General features: G+C 64.5%; 9 protein-coding genes. 3 read left to right on the top strand and 6 right to left on the bottom strand.

What is annotated here, in order from left to right; translation table 11 throughout:
- Positions 1-23: 23 nt before the first annotated feature.
- Together rnd and C0606_12770 are read right to left on the bottom strand one after the other, a co-directional pair.
- Entirely contained in the window at positions 24-1214 is a 1191-nt protein-coding gene (gene rnd, locus C0606_12775) for a ribonuclease D (GenBank protein ID PLX36922.1), read from the bottom strand.
- Positions 1215-1284: 70 nt separating this feature from the next.
- Positions 1285-2550, bottom strand: coding sequence for an MFS transporter (locus tag C0606_12770; protein ID PLX36693.1), 1266 nt, complete (start codon positions 2548-2550; stop codon positions 1285-1287).
- A 387-nt stretch (positions 2551-2937) separates the two neighbouring features.
- On the opposite strand from C0606_12770, the gene C0606_12765 reads away from it, so the two are divergent.
- Both C0606_12765 and C0606_12760 read left to right on the top strand, forming a co-directional pair.
- The gene (locus tag C0606_12765; protein PLX36692.1) at positions 2938-4725 is read left to right on the top strand and encodes an aspartate--tRNA ligase; all 1788 of its coding nucleotides are present in this window, start codon (positions 2938-2940) and stop codon (positions 4723-4725) included.
- Positions 4726-4746: 21 nt separating this feature from the next.
- Positions 4747-5403: a DNA alkylation repair protein gene (locus C0606_12760; GenBank protein ID PLX36921.1), complete on the top strand. Its 657-nt coding sequence runs from the start codon at positions 4747-4749 to the stop codon at positions 5401-5403.
- Between the two features lie 25 nt (positions 5404-5428).
- Here the strand turns inward: C0606_12760 and C0606_12755 are convergent, their stop codons facing one another.
- Together C0606_12755 and C0606_12750 are read right to left on the bottom strand one after the other, a co-directional pair.
- Positions 5429-7387 (bottom strand): capsular biosynthesis protein, encoded by a 1959-nt coding sequence (locus C0606_12755; protein ID PLX36691.1) that lies wholly within the window; start codon positions 7385-7387, stop codon positions 5429-5431.
- Positions 7388-7499: 112 nt separating this feature from the next.
- Positions 7500-8852 carry a capsular biosynthesis protein gene (locus tag C0606_12750; GenBank protein PLX36690.1) on the bottom strand — a complete coding sequence of 451 codons (1353 nt, stop codon included), beginning with the start codon at positions 8850-8852 and terminating at the stop codon, positions 7500-7502.
- Positions 8853-9053: 201 nt separating this feature from the next.
- On the opposite strand from C0606_12750, the gene C0606_12745 reads away from it, so the two are divergent.
- Positions 9054-9857, top strand: coding sequence for an oxidoreductase (locus C0606_12745; protein ID PLX36689.1), 804 nt, complete (start codon positions 9054-9056; stop codon positions 9855-9857).
- Between the two features lie 54 nt (positions 9858-9911).
- Here C0606_12745 and C0606_12740 read toward each other — a convergent pair whose 3' ends face one another.
- Positions 9912-11297, bottom strand: a complete 1386-nt coding sequence (locus C0606_12740) for an 8-amino-7-oxononanoate synthase (protein ID PLX36688.1) — start codon at positions 11295-11297, stop codon at positions 9912-9914.
- A complete protein-coding gene (locus C0606_12735; GenBank protein PLX36687.1) occupies positions 11294-18913 on the bottom strand; it encodes a fatty acid synthase in 7620 nt (2539 codons plus the stop codon). Before C0606_12735 ends, C0606_12740 begins: the two co-directional genes overlap by 4 nt.
- Between the last annotated feature and the right edge of the window lie 477 nt (positions 18914-19390).

The raw sequence follows: 19390 nt of genomic DNA, 5'->3' as shown, positions 1-19390 counted from the left end.
TAGGAATTTGTTCATTCTCTGATTTAACGCTTGCGGCGCGGGGCCGGGGCAGGGATTTCCTTGCCGGCCTCGATCAGCACGATGCGTGACCCGTTGAAGGCAAGCGCCAGCTCGCCGTGTTTCAACGCCAGCGCCTTCTCGCCGAACAGCTCGCGGCGCCAGCCCTTCATTGCTGCGACGTCGGCGTTGTCGTCGGCGGAAATCTTGTCGAGATCATCCACCGTGGCGATGATCTTGCTGGCGACGCCGTGCTGCTCGCAGGTCAGCTTCAACAGCACTTTCAAGAGGTCGACTGCGGCGCTCGATCCGTTCGGCGCCGAGCGTCCGCCCTTCGGCAGGCGCGGCAGATCGGCATCGGGAATGTCCATCGCCTTGCGGATCGTGGTGACGATCTCCTCGCCGGCGCGTGAGCGCTCGAAGCCCTTGGGCAGGGTGCGCTGGTTGGCGAGCGCCGATTGCGAGGTCGGCTGCTGGGCGGCCAGCTGGTAGATGGTGTCGTCTTTCAGGATGCGGCTGCGCGGTACGTCGCGGCGCTGCGCCTCTTCCTCACGCCAGGCGGCGACGGCCTGCATCACGGCGAGCTCGCGCGGTTTGCGGACGCGCATCTTCAGGCGCTTCCAGGCGTCTTCCGGGTGCAGCCGGTAGGTTTCCTCGGAGGTGAGGATCTTCATCTCCTCGCGCACCCATTCGCTGCGGTCCTGCTCCTCAAGATTGGCCTTGAGGAACTGGTAGACGTCGCGCAGATGGGTGACGTCGGCCAGGGCATAATCGAGCTGCTTTTCCGACAGCGGCCGGCGAGCCCAGTCGGTGAAGCGGGATGACTTGTCGATGCGGGCGCCGGTGACCTTGCCGACAAGCTGGTCGTAGCTGATCGAATCGCCGAAACCGCAAACCATGGCCGCAACCTGGCTGTCGAACACCGGGGCGGGAATGAGTTTGCCGAGGTGGTAGACGATTTCGATGTCCTGGCGCGCGGCATGGAAGACCTTGACCACCGACTCATCGGCCATCAGGTCGAAGAACGGTTTCAGGTCAAGCCCGTCGGCCAGCGCGTCGACAATGACGGCATGGTCAGGGCCTGCCATCTGGATCAGGCACAGTTTGGGCCAGAATGTCGTCTCGCGCAGAAATTCGGTGTCGACAGTGACGTAGTCGTATCGGGCGAATTGAAGGCAGGCTTCGGCGAGAGCGTCGGTCGAGGTGATCGGCGTCATGAAACTGCTATAGCGCAGCAAAAGCCGCTTGTCTCCCACGCTATTGCCGCATTTCGACGAACGGACAACTTCACGGCGATGAAGAGGCGTTCGTTGTGTCCTTTTGCGTGCCGGGGCGGGCAAGGCGACGGGTCAGGCGGAACTGGATCGGCGAGGTGCGCAGCATGGCGACGAAGCGGGTGCGGCGTTCCGACGGCGCTGCCGGGCTGACCGCCATACGCACGATGCTGGCGACGATCAGCGAGCCGTGCATGACGCTGGTGTAGATGAAGAAGGCCGGCGAGCCGAACTGTTCCATGACGATGGAGGCGATGATCGGTCCGATCGAGGCGCCGATCGCGTAGAAAAACAGCAGGCCTGCGGCGATCAGCACGAACTGGCCCTCGCGAGCGCGGTCGTTGGCATGGGCCGCTGCCAGCGAATAGAGCGGCATGGCAAAGGCGCCGAACAGGAACGAGCACAGATAGACGACGATGGCGCCCTGGTCGGCGAAGAAGCTGAGCGCCATGCCGGCAAGTGTCGCTCCGGCGGTGCCGACCATGATCGCGACGCGGCGGTCGAAGCGGTCGGAGAGGAAGCCGAACGGGTATTGCAGCGCGCCGCCGCCGAGAATGCCGGCGCTGAGGAACATGGCAACGCCGCTGATGTCGAGGCCGATATCGCGGGCGTAGACGGGGCCAAGCAGGCGGAAGGCGGCGTTGGTCATGCCGATTGTGAAGGTGACTGCACAGGCGAGCGGCGAAAGCCGCCACACGCCGGCGATGTCGAAATGAAAGTCTTCCGGCGGCTTGGGGCTTGACCTGTCGCCGAGCGAAACCGGCACCAGCGACAGGCAGAACAGGATTGCGGTGATGGCAAAGGCGGTGAAGCCGCCGACGCCGACCGCAGGTAGCAAGAACTGGATGCCGGCGACGGTGAACAGGTCGATCATGCGGTAGACGCTGAGAATGCGGCCGCGGTCGGCGTTGCGCGAGAGTTCGTTGAGCCAGCTTTCGACGATGGTGAAGAGGCCGGAGAAGCAGAAGCCCATGGCGAATCGGATCGCGCCCCAGGTGATCGGCTCGGGGATGAGAACGAGCGACAGGGTGCCGGCGGCGGCCGTTGCGGCGAGGGCGCCGAAGACGCGGATGTGGCCGACACGCTGCACGAGCTTCGGCGCAAGCACACTGGCGGCCATGAACCCGGCGAAGTAAGCCGCGCCGATGAGGCCGACGGTGGTCGGCGAAAAACCTTCCTCGATGGCGCGCAGCGCGATCAGCGTGCCTTGCAGGCCGTTGCCGGCAAGGAGGATCGCCGCGGTCAGCAGCAGGGGGATGAGAGGCGCGAAAACACTCATTGGCGGGCTCGGTTCGGTTTGGGCGAGGAAAGCAGGCCGCAGCGACCGCGTCCAGCACTTTGCGGGGATGGCAGGGGCGCAAACCGCGCCGATTGGCCGGCGAATCGGCAGGGCTCGTTTTTGGCCCTGTTCCGGGCTTTTTTGCGGCGCTGGAAACGGCGCCCGACTTGACAAATCGCGACCCGCATGCGCTTTTCGCCGCGTCCCGGCGTCTCCTCCTTTCAGACCGGCCCAGCGATCGTTCGCGCCAATGCGCAAACCGGCTTCGCGGCGGATTCTCGAAAGGCGGTCAGGCGCCTTTGGTGTTCAATCAATCGAAGCGGGGCTGCAGGCCGGATCGCCGGTCGGTCAGTTCCCGGAAACCGTCCTCGTTACGGGTGATCCCAAATGCATGCTTATAGAAGTCATACCTGTGGTCAGTTGCGCCATTCCGATGTTGGCCAGAGCGTCCGTCTTTCGGGCTGGGTGCACCGGGTGCGCGACCATGGCGGTCTGTTGTTCATCGACCTGCGCGACCATTACGGCGTGACCCAGATCGTTGCCGACCCGGATTCGCCGGCGTTCGCGACGGCCGAAAAGGTGCGTTCGGAGTGGGTGATCCGCATCGACGGCGAGGTCAAGGCGCGCACCGACGAGACCGTCAACGACAAGCTGCCGACCGGCGCGGTCGAGATCTTTGCGCGTGACATCGAGGTGCTGTCGGCGGCCAAGGAACTGCCGTTGCCGGTGTTCGGCGAGCCGGACTATCCGGAAGACATCCGCCTGAAGTATCGCTTCCTCGACCTGCGTCGCGACACGCTGCATTCCAACATCATGACGCGCATGAAGATCATTTCTTCGCTGCGTCAGCGCATGATCGATGGCGGGTTCTTCGAGTTCCAGACGCCGATCCTGACGGCGTCGAGCCCGGAAGGCGCGCGCGACTTCCTGGTGCCGGCCCGTCTGCACCCCGGCAAGTTCTACGCGTTGCCGCAGGCGCCGCAGCAGTTCAAGCAGCTCATCATGATGGCCGGCTTCGACCGCTACTTCCAGATCGCGCCGTGCTTCCGCGATGAGGACGCCCGCGCCGACCGCTCGCCGGGCGAGTTCTACCAGCTCGATATCGAGATGAGCTTCGTCACCCAGGAAGACATCTTCCAGGGCGTCGAGCCGATCCTGCGCGGTATCTTTGAGGAATTCGGCAACGGCAAGTCGGTGACGCAGGAATTCCCGCGCATCCCGTATGCCGAGTCGATGCGCAAATATGGCTGCGACAAGCCGGATTTGCGCAACCCGATCGAGATGCAGGACGTGACCGAGCACTTCCGCGGCTCAGGCTTCAAGATCTTCGCGCGCATGATCGACGAAGACGAGAAGGTCGCAGTTTGGGCCATTCCGGCCAAGACCGGCGGCAGCCGCGCGTTCTGCGACCGCATGAACTCGTGGGCGCAGGGCGAGGGCCAGCCGGGCCTCGGCTACATCTTCTTCCGGGAGGGTGAGGGCGCCGGCCCGGTCGCCAAGAACATCGGCCCGGAGCGCACCGAAGCTATCCGCACCCAGCTCGAGCTTGCCGATGGCGACGCCGTCTTCTTCGTTGCAGGACGGCCCGAAAAATTCGCGCCGTTTGCCGCGGCCGCGCGCCAGAAGGCCGGCTTCGACCTCAACCTCGTTGACGAGGATCGCTTTGAGTTCTGCTGGATCGTCGACTTCCCGATGTTCGAGTGGAACGAGGACGAGAAGAAGGTCGATTTCTCGCACAACCCGTTCTCCATGCCGCAGGGCGGCGAGGAAGTGCTGGACGCGATCAAGGCGGGTACGCAGGATCCGCTCGAAGTGCTCGCCTATCAGTACGACATCGTCTGCAACGGTATCGAACTGTCGTCGGGCGCGATCCGGAACCATCTGCCGGAGATCATGAAGAAGGCGTTCGACATTGCCGGTTACGACATGTCGGTGCTGGAAGAAAAGTTCGGCGGCATGCTGCGCGCGCTCGAATATGGCGCGCCTCCGCACGGTGGCATCGCGCCGGGCATCGATCGTATCGTCATGCTGCTGTGTGGCGAAGAAAACCTGCGCGAAGTGGTGATGTTCCCGATGAACCAGCAGGCGGAAGACCTGCTGATGGGCGCACCGTCCGACGTTAGTGCGCGCCAGCTTCGCGAACTCAACATCCGACTGAACCTGCCGAAGGAATAAGGAAAAGGAGACGCGGCGATGATGTCCCTCGACGATGTCCTCGCCGCGCTCCGTGCTAAGGCGCGGCCGGAAAAGGTCGCGATCTTCCACGCCTATCACAAGGTCGACCGGCCTTATCTCGGCGTCTCCGTTCCCGACATCACCAGCGTTGCCCGCTCCATCGTTGCCTCGTCGAGCGCTGAGGAAGCCTTGGCGCTGGCCGATGCGCTGTGGCGGACGAATATCTTCGAAGCGCGGGTTCTCGCCGCGAAAATCCTTTGCGAAAAGCGGCTGAAGGGCTTTTCAGCGATCTGGGCGCTGATCCGCAACTGGCTCGACGATCTCGATTCCTGGGCAATCGCCGACACCGTCGCCAATGCCGGCTCGCGCTGCCTGCTCGACGATCCTTCACTGCTTGATGAAGTCGAGGGCTGGACCAGGGCCGAGAGTTTCTGGACCCGCCGCGCGGCGCTCGTCTTCACGCTCGACTGGGCGAAACGCGGCCGCGACCCGGAGCGCATGCTGGCCTGGGCATCGTCCTATGTCGGCGACAAAGAATGGTTCATCGGCAAGGCGATCGGCTGGTGGCTGCGCGAGTTGTCGAAGCACAATCCCGACCGCGTTCGGCGCTTCCTTGCCGAGCATGAAGGCCGGCTTGCGTCCGTCACGCGCCGCGAGGCAACGAAATATCTCAAGTGATCGCGTGCGTATCGGGTGGAGCGGGTCAGCCCTTGCGCCAGGGAAGCAGCTCTTTCCAGCTCTTTTCGCCGATATCGTCGAGGCCGAGCGTGCGCGAGGCGCGCGACAGGAACTTGCCGAAGGAATAGAAAAACGCGTGCCGCTTGTCGTCGCGCATGGCGACCAGCCGGTCGACCAGCACTTCGACCGGGCAGGGGATCATCGTCACCGGATCGACGGCGTGGGTGTAGGCGATGAGCGCGCAATAGACCAGTTCGTCGACGCTGCGCTTGCGGGTGCGGCGCGGTGAGGTGGTCAAATCCTCGGTCAGGCCCCAGCCGGCATAGAACGGCATGCCGTGTACGGTGACGTGCTTGCCGCGGATCAGCGCCTCGAAACCGGCGAGCGAGGAAATCGTCTCGAGCCGGGCGCATTGAGTGATCAGCCCGACGATGTCGGCGTCGGCGGCGATGGCGTCGGCGTATTGCAGCGCGACCGCCTCCTCGACCTTTCCCTCGCGCAGGCCCGCTTCGACGTCCGGGTGCGGCTTGAAGATGATGTAGGCATCGGGGTTGCGGGCGCGGGCCGCCTTCAGCAGCTGCAGATTGACGTTTTCGTTGCCTGAACAATCGATTGTGGAGGAGAGCGTCTTGGTGATGCCGGCGTCGTCGGAGACCTGCGCGGTGACGAGAACGCCGGTCTTTCCTTCGGGAAACGCAACCCCGGTGCCGTGGCGCCCAACGTTGTATTTGGTCAGCCGGGCGGCGACGACGGCCTCGCGCAGGCGGGCTGCACGGGCGGTGTCTTCCTCGGAAATGTCGGCGTTTTCCAACAGATATTCGAGGTCGCTCGGCGCGGTCGCGTCGAAATAGATGCCGCGGGAATCGAACGCCGCCGACGCGCCGCGGGCGAGCGCCGCGCCAAGGCCGACCGAGCGCAGGAAGCCGTCTTCGAGCCGCTTGAACGGCACACCCTCGCGGCGGCAGGCGTCGATATAGTCGTCGCGCACCCGCGAGGCCCACATGATGATCTGGCCGCCGGCCGCCTTGGCGTCGCGCAGCGCCTCGTCGAAATCGTTGGTGAAGCGGGTCGGGCCGGCCGGGCTCTCTGTCATCGCGGCGATGCCGGCATGGTTCCAGAACATCACCTTGACGCAGAAGGTCTGGCGGTCGTTCTCGCGGTAGCGGTCGAGGAAGAAGCGATAGAGGTCCATCGCCGCGAAGACGTCGACCGGGCCGTCCTTGAAGGGCGAGCGGTAGTCGCAGACGCCGGCAAGGAGCGCATCGGCGAACTGAGCGGCGGATGGTGTGGCTGTGCCGCTCCATGGCACATCGGCACGGTCGTCGGTGAGGCCCCAGCCGGCATAGAACGGCGCGCGGAACGTCGTCACCGGGCGGCCAGTGAGAACGGCGAGCAACCCGACCGCGTGGTCGCCGACATAGAGACGTTCGACACGCTCAACCAGCGACCAGGGATCGACCGGTTCGGCAACAAGCGTGACGTTGTCGGAAATACCATTCGGTACCGGTGCGCCGAGCGTGCCGTCGTCATTCGCGCCGACAACCACGATGCCCGAGTCGGGGTTTTCCGCTCTGGCGATGTCGATACGACACTGCAGCTCGGCACTGTCGGTCGTGTCCGCAATCACGGCTATGAGCGATTGGTCGTCAGAGACCGTCAGGAGCGCGCTGAGCGGCTGTGGTGCCCGTTGAGACGGGGTTGCGAAGGGGAACAGGTGCAGCGCCCGCAGGCGGGCCGCAATCGCCTCTCCGCGCGCAGGGTCGGTTCCTTCGGCAAGGCGGGCCGCTATGGCGGCGACCATCAGCGGAACGACATCGCCAGGCTTTGCGGATGCGCAATTGACCGAGGAGATCGGAAACGGTGCGTTGAGCGGCAGCAGCGCCGGGAAGGGCGCGGAGCCGGCGGCCAGAGCGTCGCTCGTCACTTCGCCGGCGCGGATGGCAGGTGAAGGCTGGGCCGGTTTCTGGTCCGTTGTCTGCGCCATGCTCGCTTCGTGTGGGTCCTGCCTGAGAGAAATCGGCCGCCACTATGGGAACGCTTCGCCGCCAAGGCAACCGGCGTATTCGCTCACCAGTGCCGGGCGCCTCGCGGTGCGGCTACTTGATGTGGCCGGCGAGAATTTCTTCGTCGGAGCGGTAGGGCAGACCGCGTTTACGGGCTTCGGCCAGCCGCGGCGGCGGGTTCACGAAGGCGCCGGGTTCGTTGATGTGCCCTTCGATCAGTCGCTGCGCGACGTCGCGGACGGCAGCAGCCCGGCCTGCCTTGGTGTAGAAATTGCCCTTCACCTGGATGGTCGCCGCAAGCGCTTTGATGAAATCGGCGCACAGGTCGATGTCCGGCTTCTCGCCATTGGTCCAGAACTCGTCGAGCTCGCCCTGGAAGGCGAGGCCCGGGATGTCGAACATCGCCATGCCGATGATCTTTACCGGGCAGGCGAGGCGGTAGGCATGCAGGCCGACGGTGCTGTTGATGAGCACACAGCCCTCGGCCTTTTCCAGCAGTTGATCGAGCGCGCCGCCATTAATGAAACGGACGCGACCCTTCAGGCCGTTTTTCCTCGCCAGTCGGCGGATGGCCTTCGGCCACTTCTCCATGCCGTTGTCGAGCGGATGGACCTTGAAGATCAGGACGGCGTCTTCCGGCGCGTGCGCCTTGAAAGATTTCATCACCATATCGATCGCGTCGGACTGGTGATTGAAGGGCGAGTTGGAACGAAGCTGGTAGTCGCTCTGCAGCTGCATCGGGAAGACGTAATAGCGCTGCCCGCTCTTGCGGAGCTTGCGGATCACGCGGCGCGCATTGCGGTGATGGACTTTGCCGAGGAACAGCTGCGGCAGGTGGTTCAGATAGTCGATGAACGGGTTGTAGTACTTGTCGGCGTCATAGTTCCAGAATGGCCAGCGGGCGAAGAAGGTCGTCAGATTGTAGACGACCTCGTTGAAGGCTTCCTGGCCGAATGTGTAGGGGTAGTGCGGTTCGAGATCCGGCTCCGGCGCGTCGCGGGCGATTTTTCGGATCTGGTCCGGATCCTTGGGGAAATGCGAATAGGCGGACATGCCGCCGCGCTCGAAGGTGATCCAGTCCGGCCGCAGATAACCGAACTCATAGGTGACGTCGGTGATGCCGAGCTTGCGGGCGACGGACGCAGCGACCCGATGGTAGGGCAGCCGGTCAGCATAATAGAGGACGTCGGTCACGCCTTCGCGGCGGCAGAAATCCTCGAGGAAAGCCGGGAACTCCTGCAGCGTGCCGCGGTAGTTCACCGCGCCCGGCTTGCGCCAGTAGAGCCAGTCGCCAGAGCATAGATTGATCCGCACGGTACGATGACCGAGGCGATCCAACTCATCACTGATTTGCCTGGCAAAGCCGGAAGGAGGGCCCTGCAGGAACAGAAAAACGCGACGCCGCTCAGTTGTCATTGTGCGAATCCGACCGCTCAACTCACCCATATTCGGGAAGCAACTGAAACGGCATTGAAATTGGGACGTGATCGCCTAGCACCGGGGGCTTTGAAGTGTCAACCCAAGCACCGCCGCGAGCGCGCCTTCGGCGCCGGGCATGGTGCCGAGAAGGGCTCCTCGACAGCGCCGTTTTTGGCTGATACCTCTCGCCGGGGCGCTTAGGCCCTTGAAATCAGGAGATGGCCCGCGATGGGCGGCAGAAAGAATCCGTCATCAATTGTGATCACCGGCGCGACCGGCGGCATTGGCAATGCGCTCGCCCGGCACTATGCCGCGCCGGGAGTTTCCCTGTGCCTGACGGGGCGCGACAGGCAACGACTCGAACAGATCGCCGAGGATTGTCGCCAAGCGGGCGCCGAGGTCGTGGCGGCGGCTGTCGATGTTCGCGACCGGGACGCGCTGTACGACGCGCTGCGCGGGTTCGACGAACGCACGCCGGTTGATCTGCTGATCGCAAATGCCGGTGTTTCGGCCGGGCTCAGGGCCGGTGGCCAGCGGGAGACCGACGAGGAGGCCGAGCGCCTCGCAGACATCAACTACAAGGGGACGATCAACACCGTGCATGCGTTGATCGACCAGATGCGCGCGCGAAAGAGCGGTCATATCGCGATGGTCAGTTCGCTCGCCGGCATGCGGGCGTTGCCGGAGATGCCGTCCTACAGCGCCACCAAGGCGGCGATCATCGCCTATGGCGACTCGCTGCGCGGCTGGCTGAAGACGGATCGGATCGACATCACAGTGATTTGTCCGGGGTTTGTGACGTCACCGATGTCGGCCCGGCATATCGGTCCGAAACCGCTTGAAATATCGGCGGAAAAGGCGGCGGGCATCATCTCTCGGGGATTGGCGCGGCGGCGCAGCCGGATCGCCTTCCCGTGGCCGCTGGTGTTCGGCATCTGGCTCAGCAAGTTCCTGCCGCCGAAGATTGCCGATCTGTTCATGAATGGCTTCGCCGCCGAGATCGAGCCGGATCCGCGCGACTGGAGCAAATGAAAACGGGCCGCGAGGCGGCCCGTTTCGCAATCCAGTCAGCGATGACAGCGTTGGTCAGCCGCCCATCTTGTTGATGAGCTTCGCCCATTGCGAGCCTTCCGCGCGGACCTCTTCGAGGCACTTGGCGGTCAGGTCGACCGCTTTGGCGATCTCCTCGTCGGTGTGTTCGCTGGTGATGAAGAAGCGCAGGCGGGCGCTCTTCTCCGCGACCGCGGGGAAGATGATCGGCAGCGCGTTGACACCCTGTTCCAGCAACCGGTTCGACAGCACGACCGACTGCACCGAGTCGCCGACGACGACAGGCACCACGGAATAGCCGGCGCTCGGGCCGGTATCGAGGCCCTTTTCCCTGGCGAGTTCGAGGAAGAGGTGGCCGTTCTCGCGCAGTTTCTTCACCCGCTCCGGCTCGCGCAGCATGATGTCGATGGATGCCATGACGGACGCGGCGAGCGGCGCGGAAAGGCCGACCGAGAAGACGAAGCCGGGGGCCGCGACCTTCAGATAGTCGATCAGCGCCGCCGAGCCGGCAATATAGCCGCCGCAACCGGACAGGGTCTTGGAGAAGGTCCCCATCCACATTTCGACTTCGTTCGGGTCGATGTTGTAGTGCTCGGCGAGACCGCGGCCATGGGCACCCAGCACGCCGACCGAATGCGCCTCGTCTACCATCAGCCAGACGTCGTGACGCCGCTTGATGTCGATCAGCTTCGGCAGGTTCGGGAAGTCGCCGTCCATGCTGTACAGGCCCTCGACAACGACGAGGACGTGTTCATGGCTGTGGCGGACCTTGTTGAGCAGATCCTCGAGCGCGTCGAGATCGTTGTGCGGGAAGGTGAGGCGGGTCGCGCCCGACAGCTTCACGCCTTCGGTCACTGAATTGTGGATCAGCGAGTCGCAGATGATCAGGTCCTTCGGCGACATCAGCGTGCCGATGGCGGTGACGTTGGTCGCATGGCCCGAAACCATGGCGATGGCGTCCTCGACCCCGTGCAGCTCGGCGATCTTCTTTTCGAGCTCGCGGTGGATCGGGCGTTCGCCGGCAACGATGCGGCTCGCCGACACCGAGGTGCCGTACTGGTCGATGGCCGCCTTTGCGGCCGCGCTCACTTCCGGATGCCCGTTGAGACCGAGATAATTATAGGACGCGAAGTTGATGCACTCGCGGCCCTCGATCATCGAGACGTTGCGGGCAATGCCGTCGTGCGGGCGGAAGAACGGGTTGGCGATACCCATCATGTCGGCCGCCGCGCGCTGCATCTTGAACTGCTTGACCTCAGGCAGTTCCGAGAAGTCGAAGGCACGTTTGCCCTTCGGCGCGCTCTTGGGGCGGGCCGGTGCGGGACGGCGGTCCTTGGTCGCTTTCTTGTTTGCCCGCAAATCTGCGAGCAACTGGTCCTTCGCGCCCCCGGTGAGCCCCCCAAGGCTCCTTTGCCGTGTCATTTCAGCATGTTCCTCACGGATTGACTTTTCTCCTCGACCGCCTCGGCGATCGCGGCAACCGTTTGCCCGTCCGCAGTAACCTCACCCACATGTTGTTTATAGAGGCTTTCGGCGGTGTCAGAGAGACCGCTCTCGCCTTCTTCGCCGAGCACCCGCGCCGTTACGCGGCCGGCAATATCGGAAAGTGTCGCGCCGTTTGCGATCGACATCAAGGGGATGTCGATACCGAGCCGCTGTTCGGCGGCCATGCGCAGTTCGAGCGCCATCAGCGAGTCCATGCCAAGTTCGGCGAGCGGCCGGTGCCGGTCGACCTCTTCTGCGGGCAGCCGCAGGATGCGGGCGATTTCGCCGGCAAGCAGCTTGCTGATGGTGTCGATCGCCTGAACCCGGTCGAGACCGGCGATCAGCGCGTGCAGGTCGACGTCGCCGCCGGCGTCGCTCGACTCGGCGTCGATATCGGCCGCGATGTCGGCAAACAGCGGGGTCTTGAGCAGCACAAGTTCCTTGCGCGCCGAGGACCAGTCGATATGGGCGAAGGCCGCCGCGCCGCCCTGATAGTGGGTCAGCAGGCGTTCGAGACCGTCGAGCGCATCCTTGGCGGCCAGCATGTGGCGGCCGAGCTTGCGGCTCAGCATCTCGTTGACCTCGGCGTTGCGGGCCAGATAGCCGGCATCGCCAATCGCGCCCCAGGCAACGGCGAGAGCAGGCAGGCCTTCGGCGCGGCGCTTGTCGGCCAGCGCTTCGAGATAGGCGTTGGCCGCGACATAGTTCGCCTGACCCGGATTGCCGACGATGGTCGTCGCCGAGGAGAACAGCACGAACAGATCGAGATCGAGGCCGCGGGTGACCTGATCGAGCACGTAGGCGCCGGCCACCTTCGGCGCGAGCACCGTCGAAATACGGTCGCCATCGAGGTTGCTGATGAGGGCGTCGTCGAGCACCATCGCCGTGTGCAGGACGCCACGAACTGGCGGCATGTCCTTGGCAAGCTTGGCGAAAAGCGCCTTGGTCGCCTTTTCGTCGGCAACGTCGCAGGCTTCGACCACGACCTTGGCACCGAGCTTTTCGATGTCTGCGATCTCCGCCGCGATCTCTTCGTTGGCGGCGCCGCGGCGACTGGTGAGCACCAGGTTGCGGGCGCCGAGACCGACGAGCCAGCGGGCGGTTTCAAGACCAAAGCCGCCGAGGCCGCCGATGATCGCGTAGGTCGCATCGGCCTTGAGCGCGAGCGGCTCGACCGCCTCACGTTCTTCCTGCTCCTTCGGCGGGGTCAGGATGATCTTGCCGATATGACCGGACTTCTGCATCAGGCGGAAGGCGTGCGTAGCATCCTCGCCGGCAAACACGCGGTATGGCAGCGGCGTCAGCACGCCGCTTTCGAACAGGCCGACGAGATCGCCGAAGATTCGGTCGGCGAGTTTCGGCTGGCGGGTCAGAAGCTGGTCGGCGTCGATGCCGAAATAGGACAGGTTCTGACGGAACGGACGCAGGCCGATACGGGTGTTGGCGTAGTAGTCGCGCTTGCCGAGTTCGAGGAAGCGGCCGAACGGCTTCAGCACGTCGATGGAGCGCTCCATCGCCTCGCCGGACAGCGAGTTCAGCACCACGTCGACGCCCTTGCCATCGGTGAGGGCGAGGATTTCGTCGGCGAAGCTGAGCGAACGCGAGTCGAGCACGTGGTCGGCGCCGAGCATGCGCACGAAATCGCGCTTCTCGTCGGTGCCGGCGGTGGTGAATACGGTTGCGCCGCGCCACTTGGCGATCTGCAGGGCTGCCAGGCCGACGCCGCCGGCGCCGCCATGGATAAGCACCGACTCACCCTCTTCGAGATGGGCGAGATAGACCAGCGCGTAGTACGCGGTGAGGAAGGTGACGGGGATCGTCGCGGCTTCCTCAAGCGAGACCGTCGAGGGCATCGGCGCGCAGGCGCGTTCGTCGACCGTAACGTGGCTGGCGAAGCAGGCCGGCGCGAAGGTCAGCACATGATCGCCCGGCTTCAGACGCGTGGCGTCCGGGCCGACGCGGGTGATGATGCCGGCGCCTTCCATGCCGAGCGTCGGGCCGGCAAAACCGTCTTCCAGCGCTTCTTCCGGCAACAGGCCGAGCGACCACATCACGTCGCGGAAATTCAGGCCGCTCGCGGCCATGGTGATCTCGACCTCGGTGCCGGTCGGTTCCTTGCGCTCGACGCGGCGCCAGACCAGCTCGTCGAGCGAACCCTGACGGGCGATGTCGAGGCGGTAGCCGGCGTTCTCTTCCGGGCCGGTGAACTCTTCCGGGGCCGGCAGCACGCCGCCGTGGGCGATGCGCAGGCCGGTGCGCCGGTCGGCGTCGATGATGATCTCGTGCTCTTCGCCCGGAGCGGCGATCTCGGCGGCGAGACGGCTCGATGCCTCACCCGGCTGCAGGGCCGGCGAGATGTCGACGAGGCGAATTTCCGCGTTCGGGTATTCGTTGGCGGCGACGCGGCCATAGCCCCAGACCGCGGCCTCGACCGGGCGATGGGTGCTGCTGCCGGCGACATGCTGCATGGCGCCCGGAGCGACGATCCACAGGCGGGCCGGCTTGATGCCAAGCGCCTGCAGAAGAACCGTGAGATCGGTCGTGCGGGTCGCAACGGCATCGAGCGGGGCTTCTTCGGAACCGCCGATACCGGCGAAATAGACCAGATCGCGCGGGCCGTCGGCTGCCAGCAGGCCGGCGAGCGAGTCCTTGTTCTCGTCGTCGCTTGCCGACGTGCAGTAGGTCCATTCGTTGTCGGAGACCGACGCCGTCTTGTCGCCGGGAACGGCGGTGATGACGGTGCGTCCCATCTGCTCGAGCGAGGAGGCGAGACCGTCGGCAAAGGCGCGGCTGAGGCCTTCCTCGTCGGCAAGAAGAACCAGCAGCGGCAGCGGCTTGTCGTCTGCGTCGTCCTTCGCCTCGTCTTTGGCTTCGGCCTTGGCGGCTTTGGCGGAATCCGCCACGGTCGCGGAGATCAGCAGGCCTTCGCTGTCGGAGATCGCCATCGATGCGGTCTCGACTCCGGCGAAGCCGGTGCCGTCGAACAGATCGGCCCAATCGGCTGCGCCACGAATGGCGGACACCGGATAAGCCGGATCGACGGTGGTTTCCCACCAGTCGGCGCCGACGCCGAACAGGGCGTCGAACATGATGCCAGGCGCGGGTTCGGCGGCGAGAAGGCCACCACCCGGCGCCAGATTGACGGCAAGGTCGGTGATCGCCTGATCGTCCATGCCGGCAAAGGCATTGGCCGCGACGATGAGGTCAAAGCCGCCGGTGCTTGTGTTGTGCTCGGCGATCTCTTCCAGCGTTGCGTAAGACGTGCCGCGCGGTACATGGGCGCGAACCTTGGCGCGCTCAAGCACATGGCTATCGGTGTCGGTGACGGTCAGCGTGGCGAAATCCGCATCGAGCCGGTTGGCGATCGCGCGGGTCAGGCGTTCGTTGAGGGCGCCGACCTGCAGGATGCGCAGCGGCATCGCCTTCGGCCATGCATCGGCCAGCGAGGCGACGGTGTCGGCGAGGGCGTCGATCGCCGGAACGAAGGACGGCGAACCGGCCACCAGATGTTCGAGCAACGAGCCGGAGAATGCCTTGTCGGCGCTTTCGGCCAGGCCATTCCGCAGCAGGCCGGGAAGGGCGGTGCCGAGATGGGCGAGCAGCGAGACTTCGGCGATACGGGCCGGATGGTCGGCGATCACCGTGCGCAGGATGTCGTCGGCGCCCAACTGATCGGCGTCGTCGGCAATCGACCACACGCCATCGGTTTCTTCGGCAAGGCCGGTGTCTTCCAGTGCCATCAGCAGGCGGACCGCGAAAGCGTGGGCGTTCTCGGCCAGGCGACCGTCGGCAACGGCCGCGATCGGTTCGAACGCGGCGGATTCCTTGCCGGCAATACCGAGCAGCGTGCGCTGCGCAATCGAGCGCACCGAGGCCTCGAGCAAGAGCCAGTCCTCGCCCGTCTCGTGTTCGTCGTCGCTGACATGACCCTGTTTGCCCGCAAGCGCCAACAGCCCGGACGGGCACGCTTCGGCAAGCGCGGAGGGTTCGCCCGGGCGGCCGAGCCGGCGACTCGCCGTGCGGTAGACCAGTTCGTCGGGCAGGGCGGTGCGAGCGAGCGGAACGGCGCGGAAGCGGGTCCCCTCAAGCACGGCCGTCAGTTCGCCATCGGCATCGACGAGCTCGAAGGTCGCTTCGATCGAGCGCGGCGAGGCCCTGGTGACGCGGATGATGCCGTGGTCGGCCTGGACGCCGGTCTTATAGAGACGCAGCGCACCAATACGGACCGGCAGGAAGCTGGTGTTGGCCGGCGTTTCACCGGTCTGACGCAGCAGTGCGAACAGGCCGTGGAACACGCTGTCGAGCAGCGTCGGGTCGAGCAGATAGCCACTCTCAGCCGTCAGATCGGTTGCCGGCGAGAAGGCGACGCGGGCGGTGCGCTCGTCAAAGGTGTCGACATAGGCCGCACGGCGGAAGGCATCGCCATAATTGAGGCCGAACTGCTCGGTGATGCGGTAGAGCGCGTCTGCACCGAGCGAGTCGGCCGAGCCGGACGGCTCGGCGATCTTCGGCGCGGCGCTCGGCAGCTTGCGCAGCAGGCCGCGGCAATGCAGCGACCACTCGTCGCCGCTCAGCCGGGCGCGGCTCATCAGGTCGAACACGGTGCCGTCAGAGGAAATCTGCAGCATCGTTTCGCGGGTGCCGTGATGATCGATGACCAGCGGACGGATGATGTCCATGTTCTGGATTTCGATCTGATCGGTGCCGAGCCAGGCGGTGCCGGCGGCAAGCGCCATTTCGATGTAGCCGGCGGCCGGGAACACGACCGCGTCCTCGACCTTGTGGTCGGCCAGCAGCGGGATCAGTTCGTCATCGACATGGTTGAACCACTCGGCGGATTCCGGGCGGATCCGGAAGCCGAGCAGCGGATGGCTGTCGCCGCCGAAGAAATTGAAATTCTCGTCGGTGTGCCCGATGCGGAATTCCTGATTCTGCCACGGGTAGTAGGGCAGATCGATCGGCGGACCCATGCTCTTGCCGAACAGAGCGGCGTCATCGACCTGACCGCCGGCGGCGAGCGCCAGCGCGACGATGCGACCGATCGGATCGGCTTTGTCGGCGTCGTCCTTGTCGAGCGCGGGCAGGCAGGCGCAGGATTCGTCAAGCGCGCGATAGGTGTCGTTGACATAGGTGGTCAGCACCGGGCGCGGACCGATTTCAACGAATACCCGGTGGCCGAGCATGTTGAGGGTCTTCAGCGAAGCCTCGAAATGGACCGCCTCGCGGACGTTGTCCCACCAGTAGTCGGTGCCGAGCTTGGTGCCGTCGAGCACGACGCCCTTGACCGAAGAGACGAAGGCGACCTTGCCGGCATGCGGCTTGAGATCCTCAAGCGACGCCTTCAGCGGTGCCTCGATCGAATCGATCAGTGCGCAGTGGAACGGGTAGTCGAGATTGAGCTTGCGCAGGGCCCAGCGCTGTTTGCGGGCGTATTTGGCAAAGGCATCAATGGTTTCGACCGGACCGGAAATGGTGACACTGCGCGGGCTGTTGACCGCGGCGAGTTCCAGTCCCTTGAAGCGCGGGTCGTCGATCGCCTCACGGGCGGCTTCCTCGCCAAGCAGCAGGGCGGCCATCGTACCGAGATGGCGGGCCACCTCCTGATGGGTGCTGCGGGCGTGGATGACCTTGACCGCCTGGTCGAGATCCAGCGCGCCTGCGCACCAGGCAGCGGCCACTTCGCCGACACTGTGGCCGGCGACGGCGGTCGGGTTGAGGCCGCGCTTGCGCAGCGCTTCGACGATCGCGACCTGGACGCCGAACAGCAGCGGCTGGGCGATTTCGGTGCGTTCGATCTCGTTTTCGAGTTCGGGCGAGAACAGCATGGTCAGCAGAGACCAGCCGGAAACGCTCATGAAGCGGCGGTCGACATGCTCGAACGCCCGGCGGAAATCGGTGTCGTTCTGATAGGCGGCCTGCGCCATACCGGCCCATTGCGAGCCGTTGCCGGAGAACAGGAACGCAACCGGCGTCGAACGCGTGACAGTGCGCGCTTCGACGACATCCGGCGATTTTTCGCCGGCAATGAAAGCATCGAGACCGGCGAGTTTGGCGTCCTTGCCGGCGCCGAGCACCAGCAGGCGACGGTCCAGACGGTCGCGATTATAGGCGGCCGCATTGACGATGCCGGTGGCCATTGTCTCATCGGCGGCGTCGATGCGCTCGCGATAGGCGGCTGCCAGCTCGGTCAGGGCCTCAGGCGACTGGGCGCTGATGATCAGCGGTGCGCGTTCGTCGACCTTGACCGCGCGCGGCGGCTTGACCGGATCGGGATCGCGCAGGATTGCATGCGCGTTGGTGCCGCCGAAGCCGAAGGAATTGACGCCGGCGTAGCGGGGTTTCTTGCCACGCGGCAGCTTGCGCGGCTTGGTCACCACTTCGAGGTTGAGCTTGTCGAAGGGGATGTCGGGATTCGGTGTTTCGAAATGCAGCGACGGCGGCAGCACGTCGTGTTCCAGCGCCATGACCGCCTTCAACAGGCCGGCAAGGCCGGAAACCGGCTCGAGGTGGCCGATATTCGTCTTTACCGAGCCAATCGGCAGGGCGGATTTGCGCTTCTGGCCCAGAATCGTGCCGAGCGCTTCGGTTTCGGCCGGATCGCCGACGCGGGTGCCGGTGCCGTGCGCTTCAACGAAGGCAAGGCCGTTCGGATCGATCGCGTATTCGTCGTAGACCTTGTCGAGAAGGGCGGCCTGAGACATCGGCGAGGGCAGCGACAGGCCGACCGTGCGGCCGTCGGAATTGATGCCGGAGCCGACGAGAAGCCCGTGAATGCGGTCACCGTTCTTTTCGGCGACGTCGGCGGCGCGAATGACGAATGCGACCGAACCCTCGGAGCGGACATAGCCATCGCCATCGGCATCGAAGGCGCGGCAGAGGCCGGTCGACGACAGCATCGATGCGCGCGAAAAACCGACAAACGCAAACGGGCTCAGCAGAAGATGGACGCCGGCCACGATGGCGGTGTCGATATGACCGGCGCGGATCGCTTCGAGCGCTTCATGCAGAGCGACGAGCGAAGACGAGCACGCCGTATCGACGACGAAGCTCGGGCCGCGAAGGTCGAAAATATACGAGACGCGGTTGGCGACGATCGACAACGTGTTGCCGGTCATCAGCTGCACGTCGGCGGCGGCCGGGTCGAACAGGAAGCCGTTGCCGTAGTCGAGCGACGATGTGCCGACATAAACGCCGGTTTCGGAGCCCGCGAGCTTGCTTGCCGGAATGCCCGCATTTTCGAGCGCTTCCCAGACGACCTGCAACAGCAGGCGCTGCTGCGGGTCCATCTGGGCCGCTTCGCGCGGCGAAATGCCGAAGAATCCGGGGTCGAAACCCCAGACGTCATCGAGCTGTCCCGCAGCCCAGGTATAGCTTTTGCCGGCAGCCGTTCTGTTCGGATGACCGAACCGCTCGGGCGCCCATCTGTCGCTCGAAATAGAGCCGATGGCGCAGCGACCGTCGATCAGCGTCGACCAGAAGGCATCCGGATTCGGGGCCGACGGGAGTCGGCAAGCGTAACCGATTATCGCAATGTCGCGCTTGTCACCGTTCATGGGGGCCGTTGAATTTCCCATATAAACCAACTAGTTGAATCGCCTCAGGTGGCTTCTCTCGACTGTCGGGCGACTTGCTCCCAGCACCGTGGTCAATACACAATAACTGACCTCAGGCTGTCGGAAAACCGGCAGCCATTTCAATGCCGAAAGTCGCAGTCGTCCCTGTCAGACCCTCGCAGTAAGACGATCCCGAAGTTTGGGTCATACTGTATCGGATGCATTGGCGCAAGAAGATGGCAAAGCTGTGTGGAAAGGCGTTTCGAGTTTCGTATTTCAACACGAAAACCGTGTTTTTCTGTAATCCCCACAAGTAATTCAGTTTATCTCCGATGCTCGGGTGGCTGCGTCCGTATTATTTTAGAATAAATCAAATAAAAACGACGGTTTCACAAATTATGATATATTGTTACACGGATTTGCCGGCGCGGCGGGGGAGTGGACAGCTTTCGCGCGCCGTTCAAACGAGAGCCGTGG

It is taken from the genome of Hyphomicrobiales bacterium (assembly GCA_002869065.1).
Taxonomy (GTDB): domain Bacteria; phylum Pseudomonadota; class Alphaproteobacteria; order Rhizobiales; family Rhodobiaceae; genus Rhodobium.
This window is presented reverse-complemented; position numbering and strand designations above follow the sequence as displayed.